The following is a 26,511-nucleotide window of genomic DNA, read 5'->3' as shown; positions in this document are numbered from 1 at the left end:
CACATTAGCCGCCGATCAAACGTCCCAACCCACCCAGCAACCGCTGCAACGCCCCTTGATTGCTACGCATCACCTTCAGCCCCCCCTCGGCCATTCGCTGTGCATCGCGCGGCAATTCGAACAGCCGCTGCACCGCCAGCGCCAGGCCTTCGGCATCTTCCACTTCCTGCAATGCCCCGGCACTGCGCAACTGCGCGGCGATTTCGAGAAAGTTGAACAGGTGCGGGCCGCTCAGTACCGGCATGGCCAGCGCGGCCGGTTCCAGCAGGTTATGCCCGCCGTTCGGCACCAGGCTACCCCCTACGAAAGCGGTATCTGCCAAGGCGTAGAGAAACAGCAACTCGCCCATGGTGTCACCCACCAGCACCGACGTGGCCGAGGTCACCGGCTCGCTTGTGGAACGACGCAGCGTGGCGAAACCCTGCTGCTGACACAGCTCGAACACCGTGTTGAAACGCTCCGGATGGCGCGGCACCAGAATCAGCAACGCATCGGGATGATTGGCCAGTAACTGACGATGGGCCGCCAGGACCACTTCGTCTTCGCCTTCATGGGTACTGGCGGCGATCCACACAGGTCGTTCAAGCGTCTGCCATTGCGTGCGCAGCTCGGCGGCGCGTTGCAGCAATTGCGGGTCGATGGTCAGGTCGAACTTGATTGAACCGGTGACTTCCACGGTTTCAGGACGGGCACCCAAGTCACGAAAGCGTTGGGCCTCTGCCTCGGTCTGGACAGCAAACAGGCTCATCTCGGCGAGCATCGGCTGGGTCAGTTTGCGGAAACGGCCATAACCCTTGGCCGAGCGTTCGGACAGTCGCGCATTGGCCAGTGCCACGGGAATTCCGCGCTTGGCGCATTGGTGAATGTGGTTGGGCCAGAGTTCGGTTTCCATGATCACCGCCAGCGTTGGCCGGACCCGGTCGAGAAAACGCGCAGCGGCGCAGGGCAAATCGTAAGGCAGATAGCAGTGCTGAATGCGCGGTTCATTGGTGAACAACGCCTGGATGCGCTCGGACCCGGTCGGGGTCATGCAGGTCACGGTGATCGGCAAATGTGGATAACGTTGCAGCAAGGCGCGGATCATCGGCGCCGCCGCAATGCTTTCGCCCACCGACACCGCGTGCACCCAGATACCTCCCGGCTTCATTACCGGCAGTGAGAGGGAGAAACGCTCGCCAATGCGTTTGGCATACGCCGGCGCCTTACGCGCCCGCAGCCACAGCCGAATTGCTACCAGTGGCAGCCCCAGGTAAAACAGCGCGGTATAGAGAGTTCTATTCATGGCGGCGGAGTTTATCGGCTTTTCTCGCCGATCGCCTGCAAGTGCACGGCAAAACGTTCCGCCAGCCAACGAGCCGCCGGGCCCGGCGGTTCATCGCGACGCCACACCAACTCCACCACCAGCGCAGGCGGCGTCCATTCGCTGTCCAGTTCGACCATCAGGCCCTGGTACGCCGGGTATTGCACCACGTGCCGGGGCAACCAGGCCCAACCGAGGCCGCGCACCAGCCATTCGGCCATCACATAGAAGCTGTCGGCCCGCCAGACTTGCGGGCTGGCGGGCTCGCTGCCGGGGTAAACGCTGGACTGGGTCGACATCAGCAACTGCCGATGCTGCGCCAGCGCCTGACAATCGACGTGAGCCTGCTTCGCCAGTGGATGCCCGACGCCGCACACCGTGAGCATCTCGACGCTGCCCACCACTCGCCGCTCAAGGGCCTCGGGAATCTGGTCGTGATAAAACAGCAGCCCCAGATCGGCCCGGCGCTCCACCAGTTTGCGCGCGACATCACCCTGGGCGGCGCTGGTCAGCTGCACTTCGAGGCTGGGAAATTTTTCAGCCAGGGCTTCGAAGCTTTCAATGATCGGCTGATAGGGCATGGCCTCATCCTGAGCCACACGCAATCGAGCTTCCTCGCCGCGCATCATGGCCAACGCGCGGCCGTTGAGGCGCTCGCACTGGCGCAACACTTCTCTCGCCTCTTCCAGCAAAGCATTGCCGGCCTCGGTGAGTTTCGGCTGACGGCCGCTACTGCGATCGAACAGACTCACGCCCAAATCTTCTTCGAGCAGTGCAATCGCACTGCTGACCGCTGACTGCGCCTTGCGCTGATCGCGTGCCACCGCAGAAAACGAGCGATGCTCCGCTACGCTGACAAACAATCGCAGTTGCTCAAGATTCCATTGCATAGGCCAACCCATCTTTTTGGCAGATAGGTAATGACTTTACCGCATCTGGAGAGTCTCTAAAATGCCGACCTCAGAAAGCAACACTTCACACGAGGATGCACCCATGACCGCTTACTACTACCTGGCCATCGCCATCTGCGCCGAAGTGATCGCAACTGTTTCGATGAAAGCCGTCAAAGGTTTCAGCACGCCGCTGCCGTTGGTTCTGGTGATCGTCGGTTACGGCATTGCCTTCTGGATGCTGACGCTGGTAGTGCGCAGCGTGCCGGTCGGCGTCGCTTATGCGGTGTGGGCCGGCATGGGCATCGTGATGGTCAGCGTTGCGGCGCTGTTTATCTATGGGCAGAAACTGGATGTGCCGGCGATGCTGGGGATGGCGTTGATTGTGCTCGGCGTCGTTGTCATCCAGCTCTTCTCCAAAACCGCCGGGCACTAAACCCTGAAACACCCTCCTGTGTAGGAGTGAGCCTGCTCGCGATAGCGTCATACCAGTCGACATCTATGCAAGCAGACACACCGCATTCGCGAGCAGGCTCACTCCTACAGTTTTTGCGTTTATCCAATTGATCACCGACAAATCCCCTTTTCGTCGAGTCTGTATACTGCGCCCTCGTCTTGAACACTGAGGTCGCCGCATGCCATCCGTTATTTCCACCGACGTTCTGATTGTCGGCGCTGGTGTCGCCGGCCTCTGGCTGAATGCGCGCCTGCGCCGCCAGGGTTTTTCGACCGTACTGGTGGAAAGCGCCAGCCTTGGCGGCGGCCAGAGTGTGAAATCCCAGGGCATCATTCACGGCGGCGCCAAGTACGCGTTGCACGGTGCCCTGACCGGGGCATCGGAAGCGATTGCCGACATGCCGCGCCGCTGGCGTGAAGCGCTGGCAGGCGATGGCGAACTGGACCTGTCCGGCGTGCGCCTGTTGTCCGAAGCGCACTATCTCTGGTCCCCCGGCACGCTCGCCGGCAACCTCACCAGTTTCTTCGCGAGCAAGGCCGTGCGCGGCCGTGTCGATCAGGTCAAGGGCGACCAACTGCCGCCGGCCCTGCAAGACAAACGCTTCAAGGGCAAGGTTTATCGACTGGCGGAATTGGTGGTCGACGTGCCAAGCCTGATCCAGCGCCTGGCCGATCTGGCCGGTGAGGGCCTGCTCGCAGGGCAGAAGATCGAGCCGCTGCTGGAAGGCAACGTGCTGGTCGGCCTGAAGGTCGACGAACGCGAGATTCGTGCCCAGCGCATCGTCCTCAGCGCCGGTGCCGGCACCGCGGCATTGCTCGAAGCGCTGGGGTTGAGCCAGCCCGCCATGCAGCGTCGGCCGTTGCACATGATCATCGCCAAAGGCCCGGGCCTCAAACCGCTGTACGCCCATTGCCTGGGCGGTGGCACCAAACCGCGCCTGACCGTGACCACTCACCCGGCGGCCGACGGTCAGTGGGTCTGGTACATGGGGGGCGACATTGCCGAGGCCGAGGGCGTTGCCCGCGAACCTGCCGAGCAAATCGCCACGGCCCAGCAAGAGCTCGGGCAGTTGCTGCCATGGATCGACCTGAGCACCGCGCAATGGGCCACCTTGCGCGTGGACCGCGCCGAGCCGCTGCAATCGGGGCTCACCCGTCCGGACAACGCCTTCCTCGCCGAACAAGGTCGCCTGCTGGTGGGCTGGCCGACCAAGCTGGCGCTGGCGCCAGACTTTGCCGACCGGGTCATCGCCAGCCTGACGCGTGACGGCATCCAGCCGAGCCATCCTGCGCCACTGCCGGAACTACCGAAACCGCCAATGGGCGTGCCGGCCTGGGAGCAACTGCTGCCATGAGCCAACCGACCCTGCACGATCTGCACCGCCCACTGGGCAGCACCGGCCTGTTGGTGTCGCCGCTGGGCCTGGGCACAGTCAAACTCGGCCGTGACCAGGGTGTGAAGTATCCCAACGGTTTCCAGATTCCCGACGACGATGATGCACGCCGGTTGCTCAAACTCGCCCGCGACATGGGCATCAACCTGATCGACACCGCCCCGGCCTATGGCCGCAGCGAAGAACGCCTCGGCCCGCTATTGCGCGGCCAGCGTCAGGACTGGGTGATTGTCAGCAAGGTCGGTGAAGAATTCTCCAATGGCCAGTCGAGCCATGATTTCAGTGCCGCCCACACCCGACTTTCAGTGGAGCGCAGCCTGCAACGTCTGGAAACGGATTTTATCGACATGGTGCTGGTGCATTCCGACGGCAACGATTTGGCAATCCTCAATGACAGCGAGGTCTACGCGACCCTCGCCGCGCTCAAGGCTGAAGGCAAGATTCGCGGCTTCGGTTTTTCCGGGAAAACCGTCGAAGGTGGTTTGAAGGCTCTGGAGCAAGGTGATTGCGCCATGGTCACCTACAATCTGAACGAGCAGAACGAGAAGCCTGTCATTGACTATGCTGCTGCTCACGGCAAAGCCATTCTGGTCAAAAAAGCCCTCGCCAGCGGTCATGTGTGCCTGAGTCCAGGCGTGGACCCGGTGCGCGCCAGCTTCGAGCTGTTGTTTGAACATCCGGGCGTGGCCAGTGCTATTGTCGGGACCATTAATCCGCTGCACCTCGCCCACAACGTTGCGACCGTTGCCCAGGTCCTCCGTAGAAACTGATGCCGCCCACGCGGCCTTAAGCAGGAGCCGACATGCCGCGTACGCTCATTAGAAAGAACCCGAGCAACTTCAAGACCCTGCCGTTGTACGTCGAAGCGACTCCCGAAGGCTTGAGCTATCAGAGCGTCGGGATGCCGCTCAATTTCTCCCAGACCCTGCAACGTCGCCGCCCTGTGACGGTGGCCAGCACCGAGCGGTTTGCGCTGGAACTGGCCAACCTTGGGGTCTCGGTGCGCCTGACCCTGCATTGGCAGAATCGCGATTACTGGGTGTTGGTGCGCCAGCGTCGGCAAGACCGTGGCGACGTGGTGCTCAAGCTGATCTCCGGCTACGTGCCGGCCCACGAGCTGAACTTGCCGCTGCACACGGCGATCCAGGAAATTGCCGAAGAATGCCTTCTGGAAACCCCGGAAGGGTGGCTCGGCGGGCGTTTTAATGACACGTGGTTGCCAGCGCCCTATGCCAGTGCCCTGCACTACCGCGAGGCGCTACCGTTTCGCCTGACGCCATTGTCCGGTTCGGCGCGGCCGGTGCGTTGCGCCAACCTGCAACTGATCGAACGGCCACGGGCTTACGTGCATTTGCCCACTGCGTCGTTGCAACTGATCTATGACTTGCGCCTCGACGTGCCCAAGGAAGCCAAATCCCTGAGTCTGTTTCATGTCGATGAACGACTGGAAGGCGATCAACTGGTCGCCCGCCTCGACCGCAAGCGCCCGGACTTGTACCTGATGCCCTTGCAAGACGGCCAGCCGATGGCCGAGCTGTATACCTTGAAGAAGGACCAGCTCTACCCGGCAAGTACGCGCGGGTTGTTCCTGGCTGAGAGCTTTGCCCAACAGGAAGGCTGGGTGGTGCGTGATGAGCGGATTCGTTGGAAGGATTGGGTGCGCCAGCAGGGGTTGAGCCCGCCGGGGAAGGATTCGGGTCTGGCGCGATTACGCGGGAAGGCGAAGCAATTACTGAAGAAAATCGTGCCGCGCAAGGCGGCACGATAGAAGGAACCCCACTGATTCCTGTGGCTGAGGGGGTTAACTGTGGCGAGGGGGCCTGTCGGAACAAGCCCTCGCCATAATCAGTTATTACGAATCTTATCGACAATCGCCGTTGTAGAGCTGTTCGCTACCAGTCCCAGCACTTTCACCGTCCCGCCATAAGCCGTCACGATGTCTGCGCCGACCACTTGATCGATCCCGTAATCCCCCCCCTTCACCAACACGTCCGGCTTGACCTCGCGCAGCAGGTTTTCCGGGGTGCCTTCAGGGAAGCTGATCACCCAATCCACCGCGCCCAAACCGGCCAGTACCGCCATGCGACGGTCGACGCTGTTGATCGGACGACCCGGCCCTTTCAGGCGGCTGACCGAAGCATCGTCATTGACCGCAACGATCAAACGATCGCCCTGAGCCCGTGCCTGCTCGAGGTAGGTCACGTGGCCGGCATGCAGGATGTCGAAGCAACCATTGGTGAAAACGATCTTCTCTTTGTGCGCTCGCGCATCGGCGACGGCCAGCAACAGTTGCTCAAGGCCCAACACACCGCGCTCGGAGCCTTCTTCACGCTGGATGGCGCGACGCAGTTCCGGGGCGCTGATGGCTGCCGTACCGAGTTTTCCGACCACGATACCCGCCGCCAGGTTGGCCAGGGCCACCGCATGCGGTAATTCTTCGCCAGCGGCAATCGCCGCTGCCAGGGTAGAAATCACCGTATCGCCGGCACCGGTCACGTCGAACACTTCACGGGCACGGGCCGGCAAGTGCAGCGCCGGATGATCCGGACGCAGCAAGGTCATGCCGTGTTCGCCGCGGGTCACCAGCAAGGCGCCGAGGTCGAGGTCGTGCATCAACTGCGCGCCTTTGCTCACCAGCTCATGCTCATCGGCGCAACCACCGACGATGGTTTCGAACTCGCTGAGGTTCGGGGTGATCAGGCTGGCGCCACGGTAGATCGAGAAATCCTTGCCCTTGGGATCCGCCAACACCGGAATGCCGCGGGCACGGGCGGCCTGGATCAGCACCTGATGGTTTTTCAGGGCGCCTTTGCCGTAGTCGGACAGCACCAGCACCTTGATGCCTTCGAGCAGTTCATCGACTTGCTCGCCAAGCGCCAACGCGTCGGTGGCGAAGGGTTCTTCGAAGTCGATACGCAGCAATTGCTGGTGACGACTCATGACCCGCAGCTTGACGATGGTCGGCTGGTGCGCAATGCGCTGGAAAATAGCCCGGACGCCTGCGCCCTGGAGGCTATTGGCCAGGCTGTCGGCCGCTTCGTCGTCGCCGGTCACACCGACCAGCGAGGCAGGAGCACCGAGCGCGGCAATGTTCAACGCAACGTTGGCGGCACCGCCCGGGCGGTCCTCGATTTGCTCGACCTTGACCACCGGCACCGGCGCCTCAGGGGAAATCCGTGAGGTACCACCATGCCAGTAACGGTCGAGCATGACATCGCCGACCACCAAGACAGGGGCTTGATCGAATCGCGGCATGGACAACTTCATGGAGCAACCCACATACAAAATGAACAGGGGCGCGATATTACCACAGGGTTGGCGCGGGCTTGCGCGACGGTTGCAACGGGATGATTTTGCGGGCAAATCTGTTCAGTTATTGAGCAGAAATATTTATAACAGACAGGTTTGGTCAAGAAGGGTGAAAGCCTGGATACAAATCGCCGGGCGCTTTGCGCGCCCGGCGAGCGACAGTCAGGCGATGTCTTCAGCCGGGGCGTCGAGGCCCATGGCGTTCAGGCGGGCGTAGTAACCGTTGTGCGCCAAGAGCTCGGCATGGGTGCCGCGCTCGACGATGCGGCCCTGATCCATCACCAGGATCAGGTCGGCCTTTTCGATGGTCGACAGTCGATGAGCGATCACCAGCGTCGTGCGGCCTTTCATCACGTGATCCAGTGCCGCCTGAATGTGGCGCTCGGATTCAGTGTCGAGCGCCGAGGTGGCCTCGTCGAGAATCAGCAACGGCGCGTTCTTCAACAGGGCTCGCGCAATCGCCAGACGCTGACGCTGACCGCCGGACAGCAGCACGCCGTTCTCGCCGACCTGGGTGTCCAGGCCTTCGGGCAACTGCGCGATGAAATCCATGGCGTAAGCGTCTCGCGCCGCTTTCTCGATGTCCTCACGCGGCGCGCCGGCGAGATCGCCATAGGCAATGTTGTTGGCCACGGTGTCGCTGAACAACGTCACATGCTGGGTCACCTGGGCAATATGCTTGCGCAGGTTCAGCAGCTTGTACTGCTCCACCTCAACACCGTCGATCAGGATCTCGCCCTTGTCGTGGTGATAGAAGCGCGGAATCAGGTTGGCCAGGGTCGACTTGCCACTGCCTGAGCGTCCGACCAGTGCCACCATTTGCCCCGGTTCGACCGAGAACGTGATGTCATTGAGCACCTGGCGATCGGTGTCCGGGTAGGTGAAGCTCAGGTTGCGTACGTCCAGACGACCGGAGACAACATCGCGCTCGACAGTGCCGGTATCGACTTCAGGCGCAACGTCCAGTTGTTCGAAAATGCTCTCGGCACCGGCCACGCCTTTCTGGATGGTCGAGCTGACTTCGGACAGCTGGCGAATCGGCTTGGGCAACAGGCCGGCCAGGGTGATGTAGGCAACCATGTCACCGGCCGAAGCATCGCCGCGCAGGTACAGCACCAGGAACATCAGCACCGCCATGGCGGTGTAAATCACCAATTGCAGCAGCGGCGTATAGATGGCACCGGTGCGGGTCATGCGCAGTTGCTTGTCGGTATTGCCCTGGCTGGCGTCGAAGAAGCGTTTTTCTTCGTAGACTTCGCCACCGAAGCTGCGCACCACGCGATAGCCCTGAATGGTTTCCGAAGCCACGTGCGTCACGTCACCCATGGCCAACTGGATTTTCTTGCTTTGCTTGCGGAATTTCTTGCTCGCGGTGCGCACCATGAAGGCGATCAACGGCAGGATGGCGACCATGACCAGCGTCAGGCGCCAGTTCATGAACAGCAGCGAGGCAAACAGGAAGATCACCGTCATGCCCTCACGGATTACGACCTTGATCGCATCTGTGGCCGCCCCGGTGACCATCGTCACGTTGAAGGTGATACGCGAAATCAGATGACCCGAGTTATGCTTGTCGAAATACCGGTTGGGCAGAACCAACAGGTTATTGAACAGCTGTACTCGCAGATCATGGACTAGACCCAGGGAAACTTTGGCTAGAAAGTAGTTACCCAGATAAGATCCCAGCCCTTGCCACGCGGCGATCAGGATGATCAGCAGCGGCACCGCCTGCAGCAGTTGCAGGTCGCGCAGGTAAGGCACCGTCGGGAAGAGCGCTGCCTCAGGATTGGACAGGCCATCGACAAAGTACTTGAGGATATAGCCGAGCATTGGCTGGGTCGAAGCGAAAATCAGAAAGCCGACGATGCTGATCAGAAACAGACTGATGTATGGCCGGACATAGCCAAGCAGGCGGAAGTAGATTTTCAAGCTCGATGGGCTTGCGGAGAGACTGGAGTCGGTCATATCACGCGTTTGTCGATAAAAAGGACGCTGACTTTAGCACAGCTTCTTCAGGGTTCTGGCAATCGCATAAAGGCTGTTATTGTTAGACGTCGAATCAAGCATCAAATAGCCATCACCCCGAAATGGCCGATCAACTTCAGGATTGAATCTCTCAGCATGCAACTCAGCGGTTTCAATAGTGCGTCAAATCGAGTTTTCGATCTCATTTGCCTCTGGATTCTTCCACTCGGCTATCTCTTGCTCCTGTGTGCCCTGTTCTTCCTGCCGGGCCGAAGTTTGCACCACAAGCTTTTTTATGGCTTGTTCAGCATTCCAGCGTTGATCGCCCTGTGCCTGCGTCCGCGGGAATTCAAAGAGCTGGTTCGCGAGCCGGTGTTCGTCGCCGTGCTGGTGTTCGCGGCCTGGGCGCTGTTGAGTTTATCCTGGGGGCCGGGCAAGGAGAGCTTCGTCGGCCAGCTCAAACCACCGCTGCATACCTTGCTGTTGTTTGTCGGTTGCTATTTTCTGGTGCGCTATCGCAGCGAAATCATCCAGCCTTTGCTATTCACCGCGGCAATAGTCGGACTGATCGGTACCACCCACGATCTGTTCCTGTTCGCCCACGCGTACCAGCCAGGTCTGCGGTTGATCGGTGGCGGCGCGTTCGACAATCCGCTGCTGAGCTCTCACATGTACGGCTTTTACGCAGCCTACTGGATGAGTATGAGCATGATCTGCAAGCGCCGCCGGATGCTCTGGCTGAGCCTCCCGGCGCTGGCAATCATGTTCGCCGCCGTGATCGGCACCGGTTCCCGGACACCTCTGGTGGCACTGACGATGGCGGCGCTCTGGTTGGGCTTCATTTGCTGGAACCGTCGCTCCGTCGTTATGCTCGGCGCACTGGTTGCCAGCGGAGCCACAGTTTATCTACTGTTTTCAAGAATGATCATCGAGCGAGGCGACTCCTACCGCCTCGAAATCTGGCAACTGGCCTTGCAGAAAATTGCCGACCACCCCTGGATCGGTCATGGCTATAGTGCCAATCTGGCCATCGACCCTGGCGTTGGCGTCAACTATCAGGAGCCCCACAGTTTTGTCCTCGGCGTGCTCTATTACGTCGGCATTGTGGGTTTGCTGCCTTGGTTGTTTTCCCAGTTCTGGGGACTGTTCAGCAGTTGGCGCAATCGTCTGCAACCGCTGTTTATCATGGCCTCGACCTGGCTGATATTCGGAATTGGCGCAGGCCTGACCGAGGGTGGCGGCATCATCTCCCGACCCAAGGAGCATTGGTTCCTGCTGTGGATCCCGCTGGCTTTGATCGTCGCGCTCAGCATTAACCTGCGCGCCAGACGCTTGCTGGTGATGCCCATCAAGACACTGACGCCGATCGTCCAGCAACAACTGACTGCCAATGCGCAGGTGATCGAAGAAGATGGCCTGGGCCCCAAAGTCCTGCGCCTGCTCGACGGCAGTTTCCTCAAGTTGTTCCGTCGCCGCCGCTGGTACACCTCGGGCAGTTTCAACCCCTACTCCGAACGCTTTGCCGTCAACAGCGTACAACTGCGCAATCTCGGGATTCCTGCCCCGCCTATTCTCGACGTTTATCGCCTCGCGGACGGCAGCAGTGCCGTGCACTATTCGCCGCTGCCCGGCAATACGCTGCGCCAGGTCCTGCAAGGCATTACCGCGCCGGCGGTGCGTCAAGCGCTGGTGGAGCGTTTCGGCAAGTTCATGGCCCAACTGCATGAACAAGGCGTTTATTTCCGCTCACTGCACTTGGGCAATGTGCTGGTGCTCGAGGATGGCGAGTTTGGCTTGATCGATGTGGCCGACCTGCGCATTTACCCTTCGTCCTTGAGCCTGGCCCTGCGTCAGCGCAATCTGCGCCACATGCAGCGCTACACCGTGGACCGGCGCTGGCTGTTTGAAGAGCACTTCGAGGCGCTGCTTCAGGGCTACGCCATGACGGCACCCAAGTCCGCTGTCGAGAACCTGCACCGGCAAGTGCTGGCCGGGAGTACCCCGGTCCGGGCGCATTGATGACTGAAACCAACCCACTCATTGCGCTGGCAGCCTATCTGCTGGCCATCGTGACCGCCGCCTTGTTAGTGCGTGCCGTCCCGAAAATTTCCCGTCACATCGAGCATTCCGGTGAAAGCCGTTATGCCAGCATTGATGGACTGCGCGGCTATCTGGCGTTCGGCGTGTTCGTGCACCACTCCATCATTACCTTGATCTTCCTGCGCACGGGTGTGATTGATTTTCCGCCGAGCAATCTCTACTCACAGCTCGGACAAGGCAGTGTCGCACTGTTTTTCATGATCACCGGTTTCCTGTTCTGGAACCGACTGCTCACCCAAGGGCGCCAGCACGACTGGCTGGCCTTCGCCATATCGCGGTTTTTTCGCCTCTACCCGCTGTACTTGCCACTGATGCTGATCGTGTTTATCACGGTGTTCTACCTGCAGAACTGGGAGCTCAAGGACTCCGGCATGCGCTTTTTCGGCCAGGTCCTGGCCTGGCTGACCTTCGACCGCCCGGACGTCAACCAATACCACCAAACCGGCATGCTGATCTCCAATGTCACCTGGACCCTGGGCTACGAAGTGTTTTTCTATATGGCATTGCCCCTTGCCGGCATGGTGTTTATCTACCGGGGCAGTTGGCTGCAAGTAGTGTTGTGCCTGATCGGTATCTACGCGCTGTACAAAGTGATCGGCCTGGAGCACTCACTGAAAAAACACTTCCTGGCGAGTTTTCTCGGCGGTATCGGCGCTGCGTACTGGATTCGTCGGCCGCAACTGGTGGCCTGGGGTCAGACGCGAATGGCGGGGATTATCGCGCTGCTGGCATTGGCGATTGCCTTCACGGCATTCAACCGTGCCTTCAGCGTGAGGCCAATGCTGCTCATGTCGTTGTTCTTCGTGATCGTGGCGTCCGGCAACACGCTGTTCGGCGCCCTGAAACCGCGCAGCATCCGCTGGCTCGGCGAAATCAGCTACAGCACCTATTTGCTGCACGGCTTCGTGCTGTGGGTGTTGATCCAGCGCCTGCCGATGGTGCTTGATCTGGACATTCGCGATATCTGGACCTTCCTGCCGATGCTGGCTGTCTGCAGTTGCCTGTTGATCATCATCAGCAGCCTGACGTTCCTGTACATCGAGAAGCCGGGCATCACGGCCGGCAGGAAAGTGTTGCAGTGGCTGCGTCAACGCAAAAAAGCCGACAAGGCTTTGGCTGAGAAAATCGCTCGCTGAAGCAACGCACATCCTTGTTGCAGCTGGCGAAGCCAGCTGCAACGTGTGCATCAATGCGGGGTCAGTCTTTTTCCAGCGGTGAAAAGTACAGCCGCCCCAGACCGCGCCAGGTCTTCTTGTTCCAGGCCTTCAACGGGATCTGCGCCAGCAGTTCGCGGGCCAACTTGCGATCGCGGTTGGCGGTCTTGAGAAACATCGAGCTGAGAAACTTGTAGCGAACCTCGTCGTACAGCGGATGATCGCTGAATAAGGCGTAGGTACGCAGGATGTTGTCGATCATGAAGCGATGGTTCTTGTAGGAGTTGGTGGCATGCTTTCGATAGCGCGCCATCAGCACATTCAGGCCGTCGATAAAGTAACCGGCATGGGTCACTTTCAACTCGATCGCCAAATCTTCCAGGCGAATGTTCGGATCGAACCCGCCGACCTTGTCCAGCGCTTCCCGACGGATCATTAGGGTCGGCGCGGGCGGATACGGTTTACGCTCCAGGAACATGTCATCGAAGTCCAGACGGCGAAACGGCACATCACGGCGCTGACGCTTTTCCGGGTACAGATTGCCGTCGGCGTCGATCAGCTCGATGTTGCCGGCGCAGATACCCACCTCGGGCTTGCCATCCATGTACTCAACCTGAATAGCGATGCGTTCCGGCAGCATGATGTCGTCGGAGCCGAATGGCGCTATCAAACTGCCGTTTGAGCGCGCGATGGCAGCGTTGAGCGTGTTCGTCAGGCCCTGATTCTGTTGAGCCCGAAAATCGAATCCGTATTGCGCCTGCAGCGCGCTGATGCGTTCGACGCTGTCGTCTTTGGAGCCGTCGTCAACCACCAGCAGTTCGATGTTTTTGTAGGTCTGATTGAGGACGCTGAGAATGCTTTGCTCAATATAGGGGCCGTGGTTGTACGACGCGATGATGACCGTGACGAGAGGTTGCGTGGTACTCATGGCTGCTCCTTGCGGGCTTGATCCAAGCCGGAGTCGATCAGGTTCAGGTACTCCTGGCGGAACACCTCGATGTCATGTTGTTCCTGCAGATAACGGTAGGCTTGCTCGCCCTTGGCCTTGAGCTCGTCATCCGACAACCCGAGGTAGGTATCCAGCGCCGCGACCAGGCTCGGCACATCCTTGGGGGTAATTGCCAGCCCGCCTGCCCCTTCAATCAGCGGCAGCATGGCCGGCACGTTGGAGGCGATGACCGGCAGATGCCCGCTCATACCTTCGAGCAGCGCCAACCCCAGGCCTTCCGCCAGGGACGGCATGGTCCAGATGTCGAAAGCGCGGATGTACTGCAAGGCGATTTCCTTGAAACCCAGCAGGTGCGCGCGCCCGGACAGGCCCAGGCGTTCGATCTCGGCCTTCAGGCGCGACTCTTCACGACCGGCACCGATGATCGCCAATTGAGTGTTCGGGTATTTGTCCTTGAGCGCGGCAAACGCCTGCAACAGATAGGTGTGGCCCTTTACCGGCACCAGACGCCCCAATGCACCAATCAGGCGCACCGACGGATCGATGCCGAGCATTTCGCGGGCGCGCTCGCGGCTGTGCTGCAAACCTTCGGCCTGCTCGATGTCGATGGCATTGGTGATCGCGTAGGTGTTCTGGTCGGTGAAACCGCAATCGCAGTCCAGCAGGTACTGCTTGACCGCTGGGGACACACCGACAAAACGCCAGTGACGATCAATCAGGCGCTGGGTCTGGCGGCGCCGGTAAAACCGGTCGTACTCGCCGAAACCGTGGGAAATGCCAATGCACAGCGGCACCTTCAACCAGCGGTTAAGGGTGAGCATCATGTTCACGGGCTTGAAGCGGTTACAGATCACCACGTCGAACTTTTCCGCGCGGCAGAACTTGTACAGCGTCCACATCGCCCGCAAGCGCATGCCCTTGAGGGACTTGTCGGAAAACTCGAAATACACCGAACGGTCGGCCCGGCTTATCGCCTCGCCTGGCCCCGGCTTGCCGCGCAGGAACGCCGCTGTCACTTCATAGCGCTCGCTCGGCAAGGCCTTGACGATCTGCTCTGCGAGGTCGGCAAAATCATGGGCTTTGACGTTGTAGTCAGGCTGCAATTGCAGAACCTTTAGCCGCTGGCTCATAACTCTCCCCGCTGAGAAGCGTTTATTGGTGTGTGCTTGAGTATCCACAAGAGCTCGTGACGTCGAACCGCCTTGCGAAAGAATTCGTTCTCGCCGTAGGCCGGTGGCTTGCGCCTGGCCAACAGCCGCTGGATCAATCGGCGCAGACGACGCTTGAACGGCATCGGCGGTTGCAAGTCATGCATCATGCCCAGCGCCATGGCCTTATCGCGCTGAAGCGCCAGCGACAATGGCAGGCAGCAGGGTTGCATCGGCATGGCCGGGTCGAAGGCTGGCGGCAACGCGACGCCATGACCAGCGTCGCCCATTGGCCAGCGGTCGTTGTCGTGCAGATGGTTGGCGTAACCAAGCAGTGTGGTCGGCTGCCATTCCAGGCCTTTCAAGGCTTCGAGGACCGCTTGTTGCGCACAGATATGATCGGGGTGCGGATCGAGGGTCGGGTGCGGCAGCACGATCACTTCAGGACGCGCGCGCAACAGCAATTCACGCAGATCGGCCAACAGGTTGTTCCAGGTCGGAGCCCCGTCGGCATCGCCCGGCAGGGCAAACGGGTTCAACTGGCGAAACAGCCGCGTGTCGCTCAGGTCCGCTTCCCGCGAAGCGATCGGTTGTGTCGGCGTGGCCTGCATCGCCGCCAGTTGCAGACAGAAATAACCCAGCTGCACGCAATGCGCTTGCGGCACGCCAGCCCAGCGCGGCACCGCGATGCTGTCCCAAGCCCGCAAACGACCCTTGAGGCGCGCGGCCTCGACCTTGTCCAGACCGATCTGCTGATAATGCTCGGCTTCGATTTCACCGGCGGTCAGGGTGACGATCCAGGCTTCATCGGCCTGGCTGTACAAACCATAGGCGGCCAGCTCGGCGTCGTCGGCGTGGGGCGCGATCACCATCACCCGCTGACGGCGGAAATCCGGTTGTTCCAACGCCCACAACACCGGCTCGCCAAGCAGGTGGCAGAAGCGTCCACGCAGGCGCAACTCACCGCGCGACAGCACTTGCGCCTGACCGCTGAGGTTCAGGTAGCGCAGACCGTTGACCCCACGTTCAAAGGTTTGACGGTCCGGGTTATCGCCCCCCGACAACTCCACTACTGGGTCAATAAAGCGACCCAGCCAGCTGCTTTTGACCCGCAGCGCCAACACCAATGTGGCGTCGTCGACCAGCATCACACCTTCATCCAGCCGCAAACGCTCGCCGTCCCGGTGCACCTTGGGTTGCGGGGTGTACGGCGGGAAGCTGTATTGGTAATCGTCTTTGGGGGAGTAAAACAGGTGATCGGCGAACCAGGCCTCATGGGCAATCCAGCCCAGCACGGCAAGCACCAACGGCAGCCACCAGGCCACCAGCACACCAAGGACAATCAACAGCACCAGCGCGATCAGCAGGCTGATGCGTTTGTTACGCCGATGGCGCCTGAGCAGTTGCTGTTTGCGGCTCATGGGTTCACTCACACAGTAAAAACCGGCACAGGATTGCACCAGCGGTCTTTGTATTCCCGGTCGGCGCGGCCGAAGGAAAACCGCAAAGGCTTGTCGAGGGCGCGAGCGTGTTCCCAGGCGCTTTGCGTATTGAGGAAACTCAGTACGCTGCCAGGGCTGAACTCGCGGGTTTCAGGATCGACGCCACCATTGATGTACTCGACGCTGATCCATTCCGGCGCTTCGACGCGGTACACCAGTTGAATCGCTATCGGTGCATCGTTGAGGAAAATCACCGAGCCGATCAGCAAGTCGCGCAGCAGCTCGATCACCTCGCCCATGCGCTCTGCGCCGGTAGCCGGGAAGCCCCAGCGGCGCTGGAACAGGTCGCAATAAATCGCGGCCAGCTCGGCACTGGAAAACTCGGAGACCGGTCGCACAACGCCACCGGCTTCTTCCAGCAGGCGTAGTTCACGGCGCTGGTTGTAGCGGAATTTTTTCGACAGCTCTTCGGGCGTGCGCGCCATGGCCAGTTGTTCGGCCTGTAGCTTGAGATCGCTGAAACGGCCTTCGTTCAGGGCCGACAGATAACGCCCGCGATGGCGCAGCGGTGCGTGTGCATCGGCAGCCGCCGGCAGGATCACCTCGGCATTGCCGAGGTCGAACAGGCCTTTTTTGCCACAGCGCTTGAGCACGTCTTTGGACAGCGCCAGGTCGCGCCCCCAGGTCGGGATGGCGGCTTTCACTTCACCGTTCTGTTCCCAGGCCAGGTAGCGCACCGGGATGTCGGCCAACTGCGCCAGGCGCTCAACCACCATGGGATGCGTCGCGACGCTACCGCCAAAACGCTGCCACGCCTGTGCATAAGTCGGGGCGTCGATCACCGTCCAGCCACGTTCGCGCCAGCCTTGAAATCGGTTGAGCATCAGCCCCTCGGTGCCAGTTCTGTAACGTGTGGCATATGCCAGAAAGCCTCGCGCACGGCGCGGTCGGAGAATCGCTCACGCAAGCGGTCGAGCATCAACTCGGCACACTGGTGACGTTGCTGCTCGTCCATCGCGGCCAGATGGTGCAGCCCTTGAGCCAAGCGCTCGGCATCGCCCAACGGGAACAGGATGCCGACCCCTTCAACGACTTCCCTCGCACCCCCGCACGCGGTCGCGAGCAACGGCACGCCAGCGGCCATGGCTTCGAGCAGCACCATGCCGAACGGTTCGTGATCGGAGCTCAGGGCAAACACATCGAAGGCGCGGAAGTAGCGACGGGCATCCGGTACTTGACCGAGGAACAGCACCCGATCGCCTATACCCAGTTCCCGGGCCAGTTCCTTGAGGTCCTGTTCCAGTCGACCTTTACCCAGAATCACCAGTTGGCTGTTGGCCGGCAACTGCGGTAATGCCAAGGCAAAACCGTGCAGCAGCGTATTCTGGTCCTTGTCCGGATGCAGTCGTCCGACGTTACCGACAATCCAGGCATCCGCCGCCAGGCCCAAGGTTTCCCGAGCCTCGCGAACCGACACCTGGCTGGTCTGTAACGCCGGGACATCGATCCGGTTATAGAGCGTCTGAATTCGCCCGGCCGGCCATTTCGGCAGGCAACTGCGCATGTCGTCACGCACCGAGTCGGAGATTCCGAGCAGGCTGAGGCGCTTGCGGAAGATATGAGCGAACAGCTTGCGAGTGCCGCGCTTGTAATCGCCATACCCGTGATGCACACCGATGACCGGCAGCGAAGTCCCAAGCAACGCGATGTAGATCGGCTTGAAGCGGTGGGCAATGCAGAAACTGAAATTGCGCGAAGCGGCGATCTTGCGCAGATCGCCGATGGCGCCCAGCTTCAGGCCACGAATGGCCTTGGAGCTGTATTCCATGAACAGCACTTCATCGGAAGCGCAGCCCGCAGCGACTTCACTGTCGGCGGCCCCGGTCAGAAAGACCGTGGTCACTCGATAGCCGGTCCCCGCGAACAGGCTGGCGTACTGCCGAGCGCAGTCCAGAAACGGGCCGTCATAGCCGTGACAGAACTGCAACACATGGCGTTCAGCCGAGCGAGTCATATGCGTCAGCGCCCTCTTTAACCACCAGGATGTCTTCCATGATCAGATACTGCAGGTCAGAGCCGAAGAACATGTTCAGGGCATCGGTCGGCGAGCAGATCATCGGTTCGCCGCGACGGTTGAGCGAGGTGTTCAGCGACACGCCGTTGCCGGTCAGCACCTCCAGCGCTTTCATCATGTCGTAGTAGCGCGGGTTGTACTCGCGCTTGAGCACCTGGGCCCGGGACGTACCGTCTTCATGGACGACTTCCGGCACGCGGGTCTTCCACTCTTCAGCCACTTCAAAGGTGAAGGTCATGAACGGCGCCGGGTGATCGATCTTGATCATCTGCGGGGCCACGGTGTCGAGCATCGACGGGCAGAAAGGCCTCCAGCGCTCGCGGAACTTGATCTGGTGGTTGATACGGTCAGCGACGCCAACGGCGCTCGGGCAACCGATGATCGAACGACCGCCCAAGGCACGCGGACCGAACTCCATGCGCCCCTGGAACCAGGCGACCGGGTTGCCGTCGACCATGATTTTGGCGATGTTTTCCGGCATGTTGGCGAGCTTGCGCCAGACCGGTTTGCTCGGGTGACGGGCACAGGCAGCGAGCACGTCTTCGTTGGTGTACGACGGGCCGAGGTAGACGTGTTCCATCTTCTCGACCGGCACACCACGGGCGTTAGACACATAAGCCGCCGCACCGACCGCCGTACCGGCATCACCGGATGCAGGCTGTACGAACAGCTCTTTGACGTCATCGCGAGCGATGATTTTCTGGTTGAGCTTGACGTTCAACGCACAGCCACCGGCGTAGGCCAGCTTGCCGGTTTCCTTGAGCACGTCGCCCAGGTAGTAGTCGATCATCTGCAGCGAGATTTTTTCGAACAGCGCTTGAATGCTCGCGGCATAGTGGATGTACGGCTCGTCGGCGATGTCGCCTTCGCGCTTCGGTCCCAGCCACTCGATCAGCTTCGGCGAGAAGTAGTAGCCTTTGCCCTTCTCTTTGTAGCGACGCAGGCCGATGACGTTGGCGTAGTCGGTGTTGATCACCAGTTCGCCGTTTTCGAACGAAGCCAGGCGCGAGAAATCGTATTTGCTGGCGTCGCCGTACGGCGCCATGCCCATGACCTTGAACTCGCCGTCGAGCATATCGAAACCGAGGAACTCGGTGATCGCGCCATACAGGCCACCGAGGGAGTCCGGATCGAAGAATTCCTTGATCTTGTGGATCTTGCCGTTCTCGCCGTAACCGAAGAAGGTCGTGGCGTACTCACCCTTGCCGTCGATCCCCAGGATCGCGGTTTTCTCTTTGAAACCGGAGCAGTGGTAGGCACTGGAGGCGTGGGCCAGGTGGTGCTCGACCGGCTCGATCTTGATTTTCTTCGGATCGAAGCCCAGTTGCTCGAGGCACCAGACAATCTTGTTGCGATAACGCTTGTAGCGACGGTTGCCCATCAGGATCGCGTCAAGCGCGCGGTCCGGGGCGTACCAGTAACGCTTGGCGTACTGCCAGCGCGCCTTGCCGAAAATACTGATCGGTGCGAATGGAATCGCCACCACATCAACGTCGGATGGCTTGATGCCCGCCTGTTCCAGGCAGAACTTCGCCGACTCGTAGGGCATGCGGTTCTTTGCATGTTTATCGCGCACAAAGCGCTCTTCTTCAGCCGCCGCGACCAGCTTGCCGTCGATGTACAAGGCTGCGGAAGGATCATGGCTAAGGGCGCCGGACAGGCCAAGAATCGTCAATGCCACAGGGGTCTAGCCTCTTTAGTCTGCATGCAGGCGACAAGCGCCTCAAAAATTAATGTGCCCTCGCAAGCGGCGAGAGACAGCTAAAGGGCGGGATTATAGCGTAAACATGGCGGGAATGACCCAGCGGTTATTGTCCTACAAGGGAGGAAAGCATGGCGCCCCGCTTAACCTCGGCCCGGGCGCCAGTAAATGCTGAGATTACCATCTGTAGCCTGGCGGTAGATCGTATACGGCAAGGACACGGTATCGAAGACACCCGACAGACCCAGGTCCAGCAGCACGAACGGCACGAGGAAGCCGGTGGGATCCGGCGGGGCATTCAATACACAAAAATCATAAGCCAGACCGCTGTAAATGCGGGGAATGGACTGACAGTAGGTTTTTTGTTTCCTGAGACTGCGGGCTGCGTCCTCATCAACTTGCAACACCGTCATCGTGGTTCCGCAGCCGGTCAGTGCGAGCGAGAAAGTACCCAACATAACAGCCATTTTTATGGTCAAGATTTGCCCTCCGTGAACGTCAGGCAAATTAGCATCGTGGCTATTCAGGGCACAGTTCATGGGGTCTGTAGATCATGTAGGACAATTCATTAGAACTCGTCCTCTAGATCTCGGGCGGCGGTTCGGGCCCCATCGTCGGAACGCCGCCCGGAGCAGGCTCACGCCTACACGGAATTTGCGTTGTACACACAACCCCCGTGGGAGCGAGCCTGCTCGCGATGGCGATTCAGGCTGCGCCGGAGATACCCTTGGGAAGACGCTGATCAATGACCTGATACAGCGCGCTGCTCTCAGGCCAGTTACGCATAAACCGCGCCCGATCCCGCGCATAGGCCGGGGCAAAGCTGCCCACCGAGCCATGCTGACACATCGAATCCAGGTCAATCAGCGCCCAGCGATCTTCCTGCCAGAACAGGTTGTGCCCCTTGAAGTCGCCATGGCTGATGCGCGCGCCGATCAGCTCGGCGAACAAGTGGTCCAGCGCCAGCAGTTCTGCTTCAGGTGCGTTGCCGCTTTCAACATAAGGCGCAAAACGCTCGATGATGTCCGCCCCCGGCAAATACTCAGTCACCAGATAGGCCCGACTGCGCAACCAGAGAAACCGCGTCTCCAGCAGCGCCAACGGTTTGGGCGTGGCAATGCCGAGGAATGCCAGGCGATTGCCTTCACGCCACGAATGCCACGCACGGCTCGGACGCCAGAAGCGTTTGAGCCAATGGGCAAAGCCTTTGATGTTGTAGCGCTTGATTACCAGCGTCCGACCATCGACCTCGACTTTTCCTACACTCGCCGCGCCACCGGTCTTGTACAAATGGCCCTGATCAAGCAAGGCATCGGCCTGCTCAAGTACCGGCAGCATCGCTGCCTCTTCCTCGCGACGAATCGCACGCAGACCGAACGCCCCGCGCTGGACGCTGAACAGCGTGCATTCGCGCCCGACCTTGATCAGAAAGTCCTTCAAGCGCCAGGCGCGAACCTTATCGATCTGCTTCTGCAAGGCTTCCATGGGCAAGGCGTGTTCGCCGTTGCTCAACAGGTAATACACCAGCAGTTCTTCGATGAACGGCTCCAGCGTCTTGGGCAACTGCGCAAAAAATACGCCGAGGTTTTCCAGGACTTTGTTGCGCGACAGTGGTTGGCCCGGCGTTTCCGCACAGACACCGCCACCATCGATCAAATACAAGCGGCCGCGCTGACGCAAAAGGTTGTCCAGATGCAGGTCTTCCTGCCAGAGTCCCTTGCGATGCATTTGACCGATAGCGCCCAATGCCTCGGCAATCACGGCCCCCTGCATGTCAGCCAACACGGGCAAGTGTTCGACTTTTTTCCAGGTCTCTCCCAGGCTCTCGGCGCCTTCGAGGAAATCGAACAGCAGCCAGCCACCCTCGCCTTCCTTTAGCCCATCCGCCAGTAGTTGCGGTGTGGTCAGGCCTTGTTCGGCCAGCAAACGCACGCCGGCCAGTTCACGCTGAAAATGCCGCGCCGCTTTGCTGCCGACCAATAATTTGGCCAGCACCGGACGGCCACGCCAGACACCGGCACCCACATAACGCTGCCCCGGCAAGACCCGCAGCAGGCTCAACAATTGCAAATCGGCGGGGCCTGCGGCATCGGCAAGAGGAATGCTCATGGGCAGGCTCGGGGTGCGGCCGGCGTTTTTCAGTTCGGACAAGCGCATCAGCGAGTCTCCTTGCGACTGCGCCGCGCAGTCAGGCGTGACACCCAACTGTCTACCAGCGAACTGTCCCGGGGCTGATCGACATAGACCGCCAACAATTCGCGCAACTGTGCGTCGGTCCACTCCGGCGCGCGACGCAGCAACGGCTCCAGATCCTTGACCCGGTCACGTTGACCGAACAACAGCGGCCGGGTCTTTTCCAGGTCGATCAACTGAGCCAGATAGCCGTCGCCGGTCGCCTGAAGAAAAATATGCTTGGGGTAGAAACAACCATGAACCTGACGCACGCCGTGCAGGCGCCGCGCCAGTTCGCCACAGGCTTTGAGGATGGCCGAGTGTTGCGCCTCGCTCAGGTCCGACCAACGCTGCAACAGCGAATCCAGGTCATCCCAGCCGTCCAGCGCGCGAGTCAGCAGCACCGCGCGGACTTCACCGTTGATTTTACGCTCACCAAAAAACACCGCCTTCAGCGCCGGAATACCGAGTTTTTCATAGCGGCTGATGTTGCGAAATTCGCGGGCAAAGCTCGGCTCGCCGAAAGGTGCGTGGAAGGTACGCGTCAGGTAGTTGCTCTGGCGCTTGAGATAAAAACCACGACCCTCCAGATCCAGCCGAAACACACTGCTCCAGCCACCACCCGCAGTATTGGGCTCATCCACGGCCTCGAGCTGTTTGGCCCAAAGCGCATCGAACGTGCCGAGGCCATGGCGCTCAAGCAGCGCACGGTCTTCAGCGGCCAGAAAATCAGTCATTCGCGTCCCTCGAAAAATCTCACCACGTGCCGGATGCGTTTCTTGTCGGCGGCATTCAGCCGGTCACGCTGGCGGTATTGCAGATAAAAGCGCAGGCGCTGGGTCGCCGACAGGTGGTATTTGGCCACCTTGTCGAGGCAGGCCAAGTCTTTGGTGATGCGGTATTTAAGCCAGAAGCCGTGCCAGAAATCGCCATTGGGGCAATCGATCAGGAACAGGCGGGCTTGATCATCGACCAGCAGGTTGCGCCACTTCAAATCGTTATGGGTAAAGCGATTGTCGTGCATGGTCCGGGTGTAACCGGCCAACTGCCGACTGATCGCATCGACCCAGGCGCGGTCTGCCAACTTGGGATCACGCCGATCAGCGAGGGCCGACAAGTCTTCGGTGTTGGGCAACTCGCGGGTGATCATCGCCCCACGATCGTATGCCGCGCCGCGTCGTTCCAGGCCCCAGGCCACCACTTCGGCGGTAGGAATACCCCACTTGGCGAAGCGCTTGAGGTTCTGCCATTCGGCTTTCACCCGGGGTTTGCCCAGGTAACGGCGCAGGCCTTTGCCGGCACCGACGTAGCGTTTGACGTAGTAATTAATACCGTTGCGATTGACGCGAATGACCTCGGACAACAGGTCGCGAGTCAGCCGTTCACCTTGCAGCGCGAACACCGCTTCAAGGCTGCCAAAATCTTCTGCCAGATCGCTGTAAGCGGGCTCCAGTTTCCAACCCGCCATCAGAGCGCATCCCCATATCGCTGTTTACGGTCATAGAGTTTATTGGCCTTGCCCTCAAGCCAGGCGAGCAATGACGCTTCCTCGGCCAGAATCTGGCGCAGCGGCTGTTGGAAGTAGCCCTTGAGGAAACGCAATTTGTCACGCCGGGTCAGGCCAATGTCCAGGGCCGAAAAGTACAGTGCCGCCAGATCCTTGTTGCGCCAGCGCTGCGTGATCGCCGGGCGGGTCTGGGCACGGTGCAGGTCGATCACCGAGAGTTTGAAATCCTCAGCCGTCACCGGTTTATCGGTGTGCAGCAGGAAGTGGCAGATGTAGCAGTCGCGATGGTTGACCCCGGCGCGGTGCATCATGCCGGTCATGCGCGCGACTTCGGCGATCAGTGCACGCTTGAGTGTCGGCTCGGGTGGATGCTTGATCCAGTCGATACTGAAATCTTCGAGACTGACGGTCGGCGCCAGTTCTTCGGTAACGATGAACGAGTGTTGATCCGCCGGGTTGCTGCCCTTCTCGCCGTAAGCCACGGCGGTCATGGTCGGCACACCGACTTCTTGCAGGCGCTGAATGGCTTTCCATTCCTGCCCCGCGCCGAGGACCGGCAGCTTGGCCGTCAGCAGGTTCTTGAAGATCTCGCCCCAGCCAATGCCGCGGTGGATCTTCACGAAAAAACCGTTGCCGTTCACTTCAGTGCGCAACGTCCGGCGCGCTTCCAGCTCACGGTAAACCTCGCCCTCGAGGCCTTCGACTTCGGTGAACGCATCGCGTCCGGCCCAAAGGCTCTTGAACGGTTCAGCCAGCATCAACTTCATTAAGCGTGCTCCGCCAGAATCACATCGGCCGCGTGTTGCGGCATGCTGTAGAGGTCGGCCGTCTCGGCAAAGGCCAGACCGTTGCGGCTCCAGGCCGCCCGTGCTTGAGCGTCGTTCAACATGCCCGTCAGGTACTGCGTCAGCTGGGCCTGCTCGAAGGGTTCGTCCAGCACCAGGCCGGCATCGGCCTCGGCAATGTAATGGGCATAACCACAGACCGCGCTCACCAGCACCGGCAACCCGGCTACCAAGGCTTCGAGCAACACGGTCCCGGTATTTTCGTTGTACGCCGGGTGGATCAACAGGTCGGCACCGAGCAGGAAACGCGGGATATCGCTGCGCCCCTTGAGGAACGTCACGTTGTCGCCCAGCCCCAAAGCAGTGCTCTGCATCTGGAATAATTTGGGGTCATCCTGGCCAATTACAAACAGCCGGGTGCGCTTCTTCAGATCGGCGGGCAATGCGGCCAGCGCCTTGAGGCTGCGATCCACGCCCTTGGTCTTGAACCCGGAGCCGATTTGCACCAGCAGCAGTTCATCGTCCTTGAGGTTGAACTCGGCCCGGAACCCGGCACGAATTTCGGCCGCATTGGGCGGCGCGCGACGGTCCTGGGAAATCCCCGGTGGCAGCAGGTGAAAACGCTCCAGCGGCGTGTCGTAATGCTTGATGAACAGCGGCTGCTGCACTTCGGAAATCATCAGTACTTCGGTCTTGGCGTCCTTGGCGAACACCGCGCGCTCATATTCGGCAAAGTGTCGGTAACGACCCCAACGCCGGTACAACGAGTGCCGCAGGTTCTGCGCCTTGTCTTCGAAACAGCCGTCGGCGGCGTAGTAAACGTCCAGGCCCGGCATCTTGTTGAAACCGATCAAGCGGTCCACGGGGCGTTTGGCCAGGTCCGCTTCCATCCACTCGCTGAGTTTTTCGTTACGGCGATGATTGAACAGCGCCTTGACCGGCGCCACCAGCACTTCGAAACCCGGCGGTACGTCGCCTTCCCAGATCAGCGTGTAGACACGGATCTGATGGCCACGCTGCTGACACTCAAGAGCGATGCGCATGAAGTCACGCTGCAGCCCTCCGAACGGAAAATACTTGTACAAGACGAATGCCAATTGCATCAGCGCAGCTCCTCAGCCAGTAACAACGTGCTCAGTCGGGTCGCGACACGCTCGGGATTCAGACGCGTGAAGCACAGCGGCCACTCGCGTTTCAGGTTGAACTGACGGGCATCCTGTTCCGTCGGTTGATACGTGCATTTCTTTTGCAGGCACGGGGCGCAGGGGAAGTCGCTGGCGATGTGAATCTGCGCTTTACCGTAGGCACCGGTCAGGCCCGGGTTGGTCGGACCGAACAGCGACAGGGTCGGGACGTCGAGCGCGGCGGCCAGATGACCAAGGCCGGTGTCCACGGCGACACAGGCCTGCGCGCCGGCCAGCACTTTACCGACACCGGCCAGGTTCAGTTTGGGCAGCACTTCGACATGGCGGAACCCGGCGGCGATGCGCTCGGCCCGGGCTTTCTCGATCGGGTTGCCCCACGGCAGCTTCACGCCTACGCCCAGATAACCAACGCGTTCGGCCAGCTCACGCCAGTAGGCTTCCGGCCAGTGCTTGGTGTCCCACGTGGTGCCATGCAGGAACAGCACATACGGATTCTTGCGCGGCAGTTCGACCAGGCGCTCGACGTTCAGGCCGTAATCGCCCAAGCCTTTGGGCAAGTCGTAGCCCAACGCCAGGGCGAACAATTGACGCACCCGCTCCACCGCGTGCTGTCCACGACCCACCGCCAGACGACGGGAGTAGAAGCGTGCAGCCACCGGCTCGCGCGCCGAATCCTTGTCCAGCCCGGCGACCGGCGCCTTGACGTAGCGTGTCAGCCAGGCGCTTTTCAGCAGGCCCTGGGCGTCGATCACCAAATCATATTTTTCGGCACGAACGGCTTGCTTGAAGCGCTTCCATTCGCCGCTCTTGATGGTTTGCCAGAGGTTCTTGCGCCAGCGACGGATCGCCACCGGGATCACCTTGCCCACGGCTGGATGCCAGGTCGGAATCTCGGCAAAGCCTTCTTCCACCACCCAGTCGAACGTGATGCCGGGGATCGCCCGCGCCGCGTCGGTCAGCGCCGGCAACGCGTGAATCACGTCGCCCAGCGAAGAAGTCTTGATCAGCAGAACCCGCAA

The 26,511-nt window shown here is 60.4% G+C and carries 23 protein-coding genes; 6 read left to right on the top strand and 17 right to left on the bottom strand.

Going from position 1 to position 26,511, the window contains the following annotated elements:
* Positions 1-4 precede the first annotated feature (4 nt).
* Together waaA and J2X66_RS18240 are read right to left on the bottom strand one after the other, a co-directional pair.
* Positions 5-1,282 (bottom strand): lipid IV(A) 3-deoxy-D-manno-octulosonic acid transferase, encoded by a 1,278-nt coding sequence (waaA, locus tag J2X66_RS18245; RefSeq protein ID WP_310266797.1) that lies wholly within the window; start codon positions 1,280-1,282, stop codon positions 5-7.
* A gap of 11 nt (positions 1,283-1,293) precedes the next feature.
* Positions 1,294-2,190 carry a LysR family transcriptional regulator gene (locus J2X66_RS18240; protein ID WP_310266795.1) on the bottom strand — a complete coding sequence of 299 codons (897 nt, stop codon included), beginning with the start codon at positions 2,188-2,190 and terminating at the stop codon, positions 1,294-1,296.
* Positions 2,191-2,293: 103 nt separating this feature from the next.
* On the opposite strand from J2X66_RS18240, the gene J2X66_RS18235 reads away from it, so the two are divergent.
* The 4 genes from J2X66_RS18235 to J2X66_RS18220 all read left to right on the top strand — a co-directional run bounded on the left by J2X66_RS18235 (position 2,294) and on the right by J2X66_RS18220 (position 5,808).
* Positions 2,294-2,626, top strand: a complete 333-nt coding sequence (locus J2X66_RS18235; RefSeq protein ID WP_015093202.1) for a multidrug efflux SMR transporter — start codon at positions 2,294-2,296, stop codon at positions 2,624-2,626.
* A gap of 199 nt (positions 2,627-2,825) precedes the next feature.
* A complete protein-coding gene (locus tag J2X66_RS18230; protein WP_310266793.1) occupies positions 2,826-4,001 on the top strand; it encodes an FAD-dependent oxidoreductase in 1,176 nt (391 codons plus the stop codon).
* Positions 3,998-4,810 (top strand): aldo/keto reductase, encoded by an 813-nt coding sequence (locus J2X66_RS18225; protein WP_310266791.1) that lies wholly within the window; start codon positions 3,998-4,000, stop codon positions 4,808-4,810. The genes J2X66_RS18230 and J2X66_RS18225 overlap by 4 nt, the downstream gene beginning before the upstream one ends.
* Positions 4,811-4,842: 32 nt before the next feature.
* Entirely contained in the window at positions 4,843-5,808 is a 966-nt protein-coding gene (locus tag J2X66_RS18220; RefSeq protein ID WP_310266789.1) for a metal ABC transporter ATPase, read from the top strand.
* A gap of 77 nt (positions 5,809-5,885) precedes the next feature.
* On the opposite strand, the gene hldE is transcribed toward J2X66_RS18220, so the two are convergent.
* On the bottom strand, positions 5,886-7,307 hold the full coding sequence (hldE, locus tag J2X66_RS18215) for a bifunctional D-glycero-beta-D-manno-heptose-7-phosphate kinase/D-glycero-beta-D-manno-heptose 1-phosphate adenylyltransferase HldE (protein WP_310266786.1): 1,422 nt from the start codon (positions 7,305-7,307) through the stop codon (positions 5,886-5,888).
* Positions 7,308-7,511: 204 nt separating this feature from the next.
* Entirely contained in the window at positions 7,512-9,314 is a 1,803-nt protein-coding gene (gene msbA, locus J2X66_RS18210) for a lipid A export permease/ATP-binding protein MsbA (RefSeq protein ID WP_310266783.1), read from the bottom strand.
* Positions 9,315-9,470: 156 nt separating this feature from the next.
* Here msbA and J2X66_RS18205 point away from each other — a divergent pair, with 156 nt between their 5' ends.
* Both J2X66_RS18205 and J2X66_RS18200 read left to right on the top strand, forming a co-directional pair.
* A complete protein-coding gene (locus J2X66_RS18205; protein WP_310266780.1) occupies positions 9,471-11,333 on the top strand; it encodes an O-antigen ligase family protein in 1,863 nt (620 codons plus the stop codon).
* Complete coding sequence (locus J2X66_RS18200; protein ID WP_310266777.1) at positions 11,333-12,550, top strand: acyltransferase; 1,218 nt, start codon at positions 11,333-11,335, stop codon at positions 12,548-12,550. The genes J2X66_RS18205 and J2X66_RS18200 overlap by 1 nt, the downstream gene beginning before the upstream one ends.
* A 61-nt stretch (positions 12,551-12,611) precedes the next feature.
* On the opposite strand, the gene J2X66_RS18195 is transcribed toward J2X66_RS18200, so the two are convergent.
* The 13 genes from J2X66_RS18195 to waaC all read right to left on the bottom strand — a co-directional run bounded on the left by J2X66_RS18195 (position 12,612) and on the right by waaC (position 26,511).
* Entirely contained in the window at positions 12,612-13,496 is an 885-nt protein-coding gene (locus J2X66_RS18195) for a glycosyltransferase (RefSeq protein ID WP_310266775.1), read from the bottom strand.
* Complete coding sequence (locus tag J2X66_RS18190; protein WP_310266773.1) at positions 13,493-14,647, bottom strand: glycosyltransferase family 4 protein; 1,155 nt, start codon at positions 14,645-14,647, stop codon at positions 13,493-13,495. Before J2X66_RS18190 ends, J2X66_RS18195 begins: the two co-directional genes overlap by 4 nt.
* Entirely contained in the window at positions 14,644-16,086 is a 1,443-nt protein-coding gene (locus J2X66_RS18185) for a PIG-L family deacetylase (protein ID WP_310266771.1), read from the bottom strand. The genes J2X66_RS18190 and J2X66_RS18185 overlap by 4 nt, the downstream gene beginning before the upstream one ends.
* Before the next feature lie 8 nt (positions 16,087-16,094).
* Positions 16,095-16,991 (bottom strand): antimicrobial resistance protein Mig-14, encoded by an 897-nt coding sequence (locus J2X66_RS18180; RefSeq protein ID WP_310266769.1) that lies wholly within the window; start codon positions 16,989-16,991, stop codon positions 16,095-16,097.
* On the bottom strand, positions 16,991-18,121 hold the full coding sequence (locus J2X66_RS18175) for a glycosyltransferase (protein WP_310266767.1): 1,131 nt from the start codon (positions 18,119-18,121) through the stop codon (positions 16,991-16,993). Before J2X66_RS18175 ends, J2X66_RS18180 begins: the two co-directional genes overlap by 1 nt.
* Positions 18,105-19,862 carry a carbamoyltransferase gene (locus tag J2X66_RS18170; RefSeq protein WP_310266764.1) on the bottom strand — a complete coding sequence of 586 codons (1,758 nt, stop codon included), beginning with the start codon at positions 19,860-19,862 and terminating at the stop codon, positions 18,105-18,107. Before J2X66_RS18170 ends, J2X66_RS18175 begins: the two co-directional genes overlap by 17 nt.
* Before the next feature lie 164 nt (positions 19,863-20,026).
* Positions 20,027-20,362, bottom strand: a complete 336-nt coding sequence (locus J2X66_RS18165) for a YceK/YidQ family lipoprotein (RefSeq protein ID WP_310266762.1) — start codon at positions 20,360-20,362, stop codon at positions 20,027-20,029.
* A gap of 226 nt (positions 20,363-20,588) precedes the next feature.
* Positions 20,589-22,040 (bottom strand): lipopolysaccharide kinase InaA family protein, encoded by a 1,452-nt coding sequence (locus J2X66_RS18160; RefSeq protein ID WP_310266759.1) that lies wholly within the window; start codon positions 22,038-22,040, stop codon positions 20,589-20,591.
* Positions 22,040-22,792, bottom strand: a complete 753-nt coding sequence (locus J2X66_RS18155; protein ID WP_310266757.1) for a lipopolysaccharide kinase InaA family protein — start codon at positions 22,790-22,792, stop codon at positions 22,040-22,042. The genes J2X66_RS18160 and J2X66_RS18155 overlap by 1 nt, the downstream gene beginning before the upstream one ends.
* Positions 22,789-23,523 (bottom strand): lipopolysaccharide kinase InaA family protein, encoded by a 735-nt coding sequence (locus tag J2X66_RS18150; RefSeq protein WP_027922037.1) that lies wholly within the window; start codon positions 23,521-23,523, stop codon positions 22,789-22,791. Before J2X66_RS18150 ends, J2X66_RS18155 begins: the two co-directional genes overlap by 4 nt.
* Complete coding sequence (rfaP, locus tag J2X66_RS18145) at positions 23,523-24,329, bottom strand: lipopolysaccharide core heptose(I) kinase RfaP (RefSeq protein ID WP_310266753.1); 807 nt, start codon at positions 24,327-24,329, stop codon at positions 23,523-23,525. The genes J2X66_RS18150 and rfaP overlap by 1 nt, the downstream gene beginning before the upstream one ends.
* A complete protein-coding gene (locus tag J2X66_RS18140) occupies positions 24,329-25,450 on the bottom strand; it encodes a glycosyltransferase family 4 protein (RefSeq protein ID WP_310266750.1) in 1,122 nt (373 codons plus the stop codon). The genes rfaP and J2X66_RS18140 overlap by 1 nt, the downstream gene beginning before the upstream one ends.
* Entirely contained in the window at positions 25,450-26,511 is a 1,062-nt protein-coding gene (gene waaC, locus J2X66_RS18135; RefSeq protein ID WP_310266748.1) for a lipopolysaccharide heptosyltransferase I, read from the bottom strand. Before waaC ends, J2X66_RS18140 begins: the two co-directional genes overlap by 1 nt.

The organism is Pseudomonas sp. 3296 (assembly GCF_031456615.1).
Taxonomy (GTDB): domain Bacteria; phylum Pseudomonadota; class Gammaproteobacteria; order Pseudomonadales; family Pseudomonadaceae; genus Aquipseudomonas; species Aquipseudomonas mucoides.
This window is presented reverse-complemented; position numbering and strand designations above follow the sequence as displayed.

Coding starts and splice junctions, on each gene's coding strand:
- waaA (WP_310266797.1), bottom strand. CDS start 1,282: ATGAATAGAACTCTCTATACCGCGCTGTTTTACCTGGGGCTGCCACTG.
- J2X66_RS18240 (WP_310266795.1), bottom strand. CDS start 2,190: ATGCAATGGAATCTTGAGCAACTGCGATTGTTTGTCAGCGTAGCGGAG.
- J2X66_RS18235 (WP_015093202.1), top strand. CDS start 2,294: ATGACCGCTTACTACTACCTGGCCATCGCCATCTGCGCCGAAGTGATC.
- J2X66_RS18230 (WP_310266793.1), top strand. CDS start 2,826: ATGCCATCCGTTATTTCCACCGACGTTCTGATTGTCGGCGCTGGTGTC.
- J2X66_RS18225 (WP_310266791.1), top strand. CDS start 3,998: ATGAGCCAACCGACCCTGCACGATCTGCACCGCCCACTGGGCAGCACC.
- J2X66_RS18220 (WP_310266789.1), top strand. CDS start 4,843: ATGCCGCGTACGCTCATTAGAAAGAACCCGAGCAACTTCAAGACCCTG.
- hldE (WP_310266786.1), bottom strand. CDS start 7,307: ATGAAGTTGTCCATGCCGCGATTCGATCAAGCCCCTGTCTTGGTGGTC.
- msbA (WP_310266783.1), bottom strand. CDS start 9,314: ATGACCGACTCCAGTCTCTCCGCAAGCCCATCGAGCTTGAAAATCTAC.
- J2X66_RS18205 (WP_310266780.1), top strand. CDS start 9,471: ATGCAACTCAGCGGTTTCAATAGTGCGTCAAATCGAGTTTTCGATCTC.
- J2X66_RS18200 (WP_310266777.1), top strand. CDS start 11,333: ATGACTGAAACCAACCCACTCATTGCGCTGGCAGCCTATCTGCTGGCC.
- J2X66_RS18195 (WP_310266775.1), bottom strand. CDS start 13,496: ATGAGTACCACGCAACCTCTCGTCACGGTCATCATCGCGTCGTACAAC.
- J2X66_RS18190 (WP_310266773.1), bottom strand. CDS start 14,647: ATGAGCCAGCGGCTAAAGGTTCTGCAATTGCAGCCTGACTACAACGTC.
- J2X66_RS18185 (WP_310266771.1), bottom strand. CDS start 16,086: ATGAGCCGCAAACAGCAACTGCTCAGGCGCCATCGGCGTAACAAACGC.
- J2X66_RS18180 (WP_310266769.1), bottom strand. CDS start 16,991: ATGCTCAACCGATTTCAAGGCTGGCGCGAACGTGGCTGGACGGTGATC.
- J2X66_RS18175 (WP_310266767.1), bottom strand. CDS start 18,121: ATGACTCGCTCGGCTGAACGCCATGTGTTGCAGTTCTGTCACGGCTAT.
- J2X66_RS18160 (WP_310266759.1), bottom strand. CDS start 22,040: ATGCGCTTGTCCGAACTGAAAAACGCCGGCCGCACCCCGAGCCTGCCC.
- J2X66_RS18155 (WP_310266757.1), bottom strand. CDS start 22,792: ATGACTGATTTTCTGGCCGCTGAAGACCGTGCGCTGCTTGAGCGCCAT.
- J2X66_RS18150 (WP_027922037.1), bottom strand. CDS start 23,523: ATGGCGGGTTGGAAACTGGAGCCCGCTTACAGCGATCTGGCAGAAGAT.
- rfaP (WP_310266753.1), bottom strand. CDS start 24,329: ATGAAGTTGATGCTGGCTGAACCGTTCAAGAGCCTTTGGGCCGGACGC.
- J2X66_RS18140 (WP_310266750.1), bottom strand. CDS start 25,450: ATGCAATTGGCATTCGTCTTGTACAAGTATTTTCCGTTCGGAGGGCTG.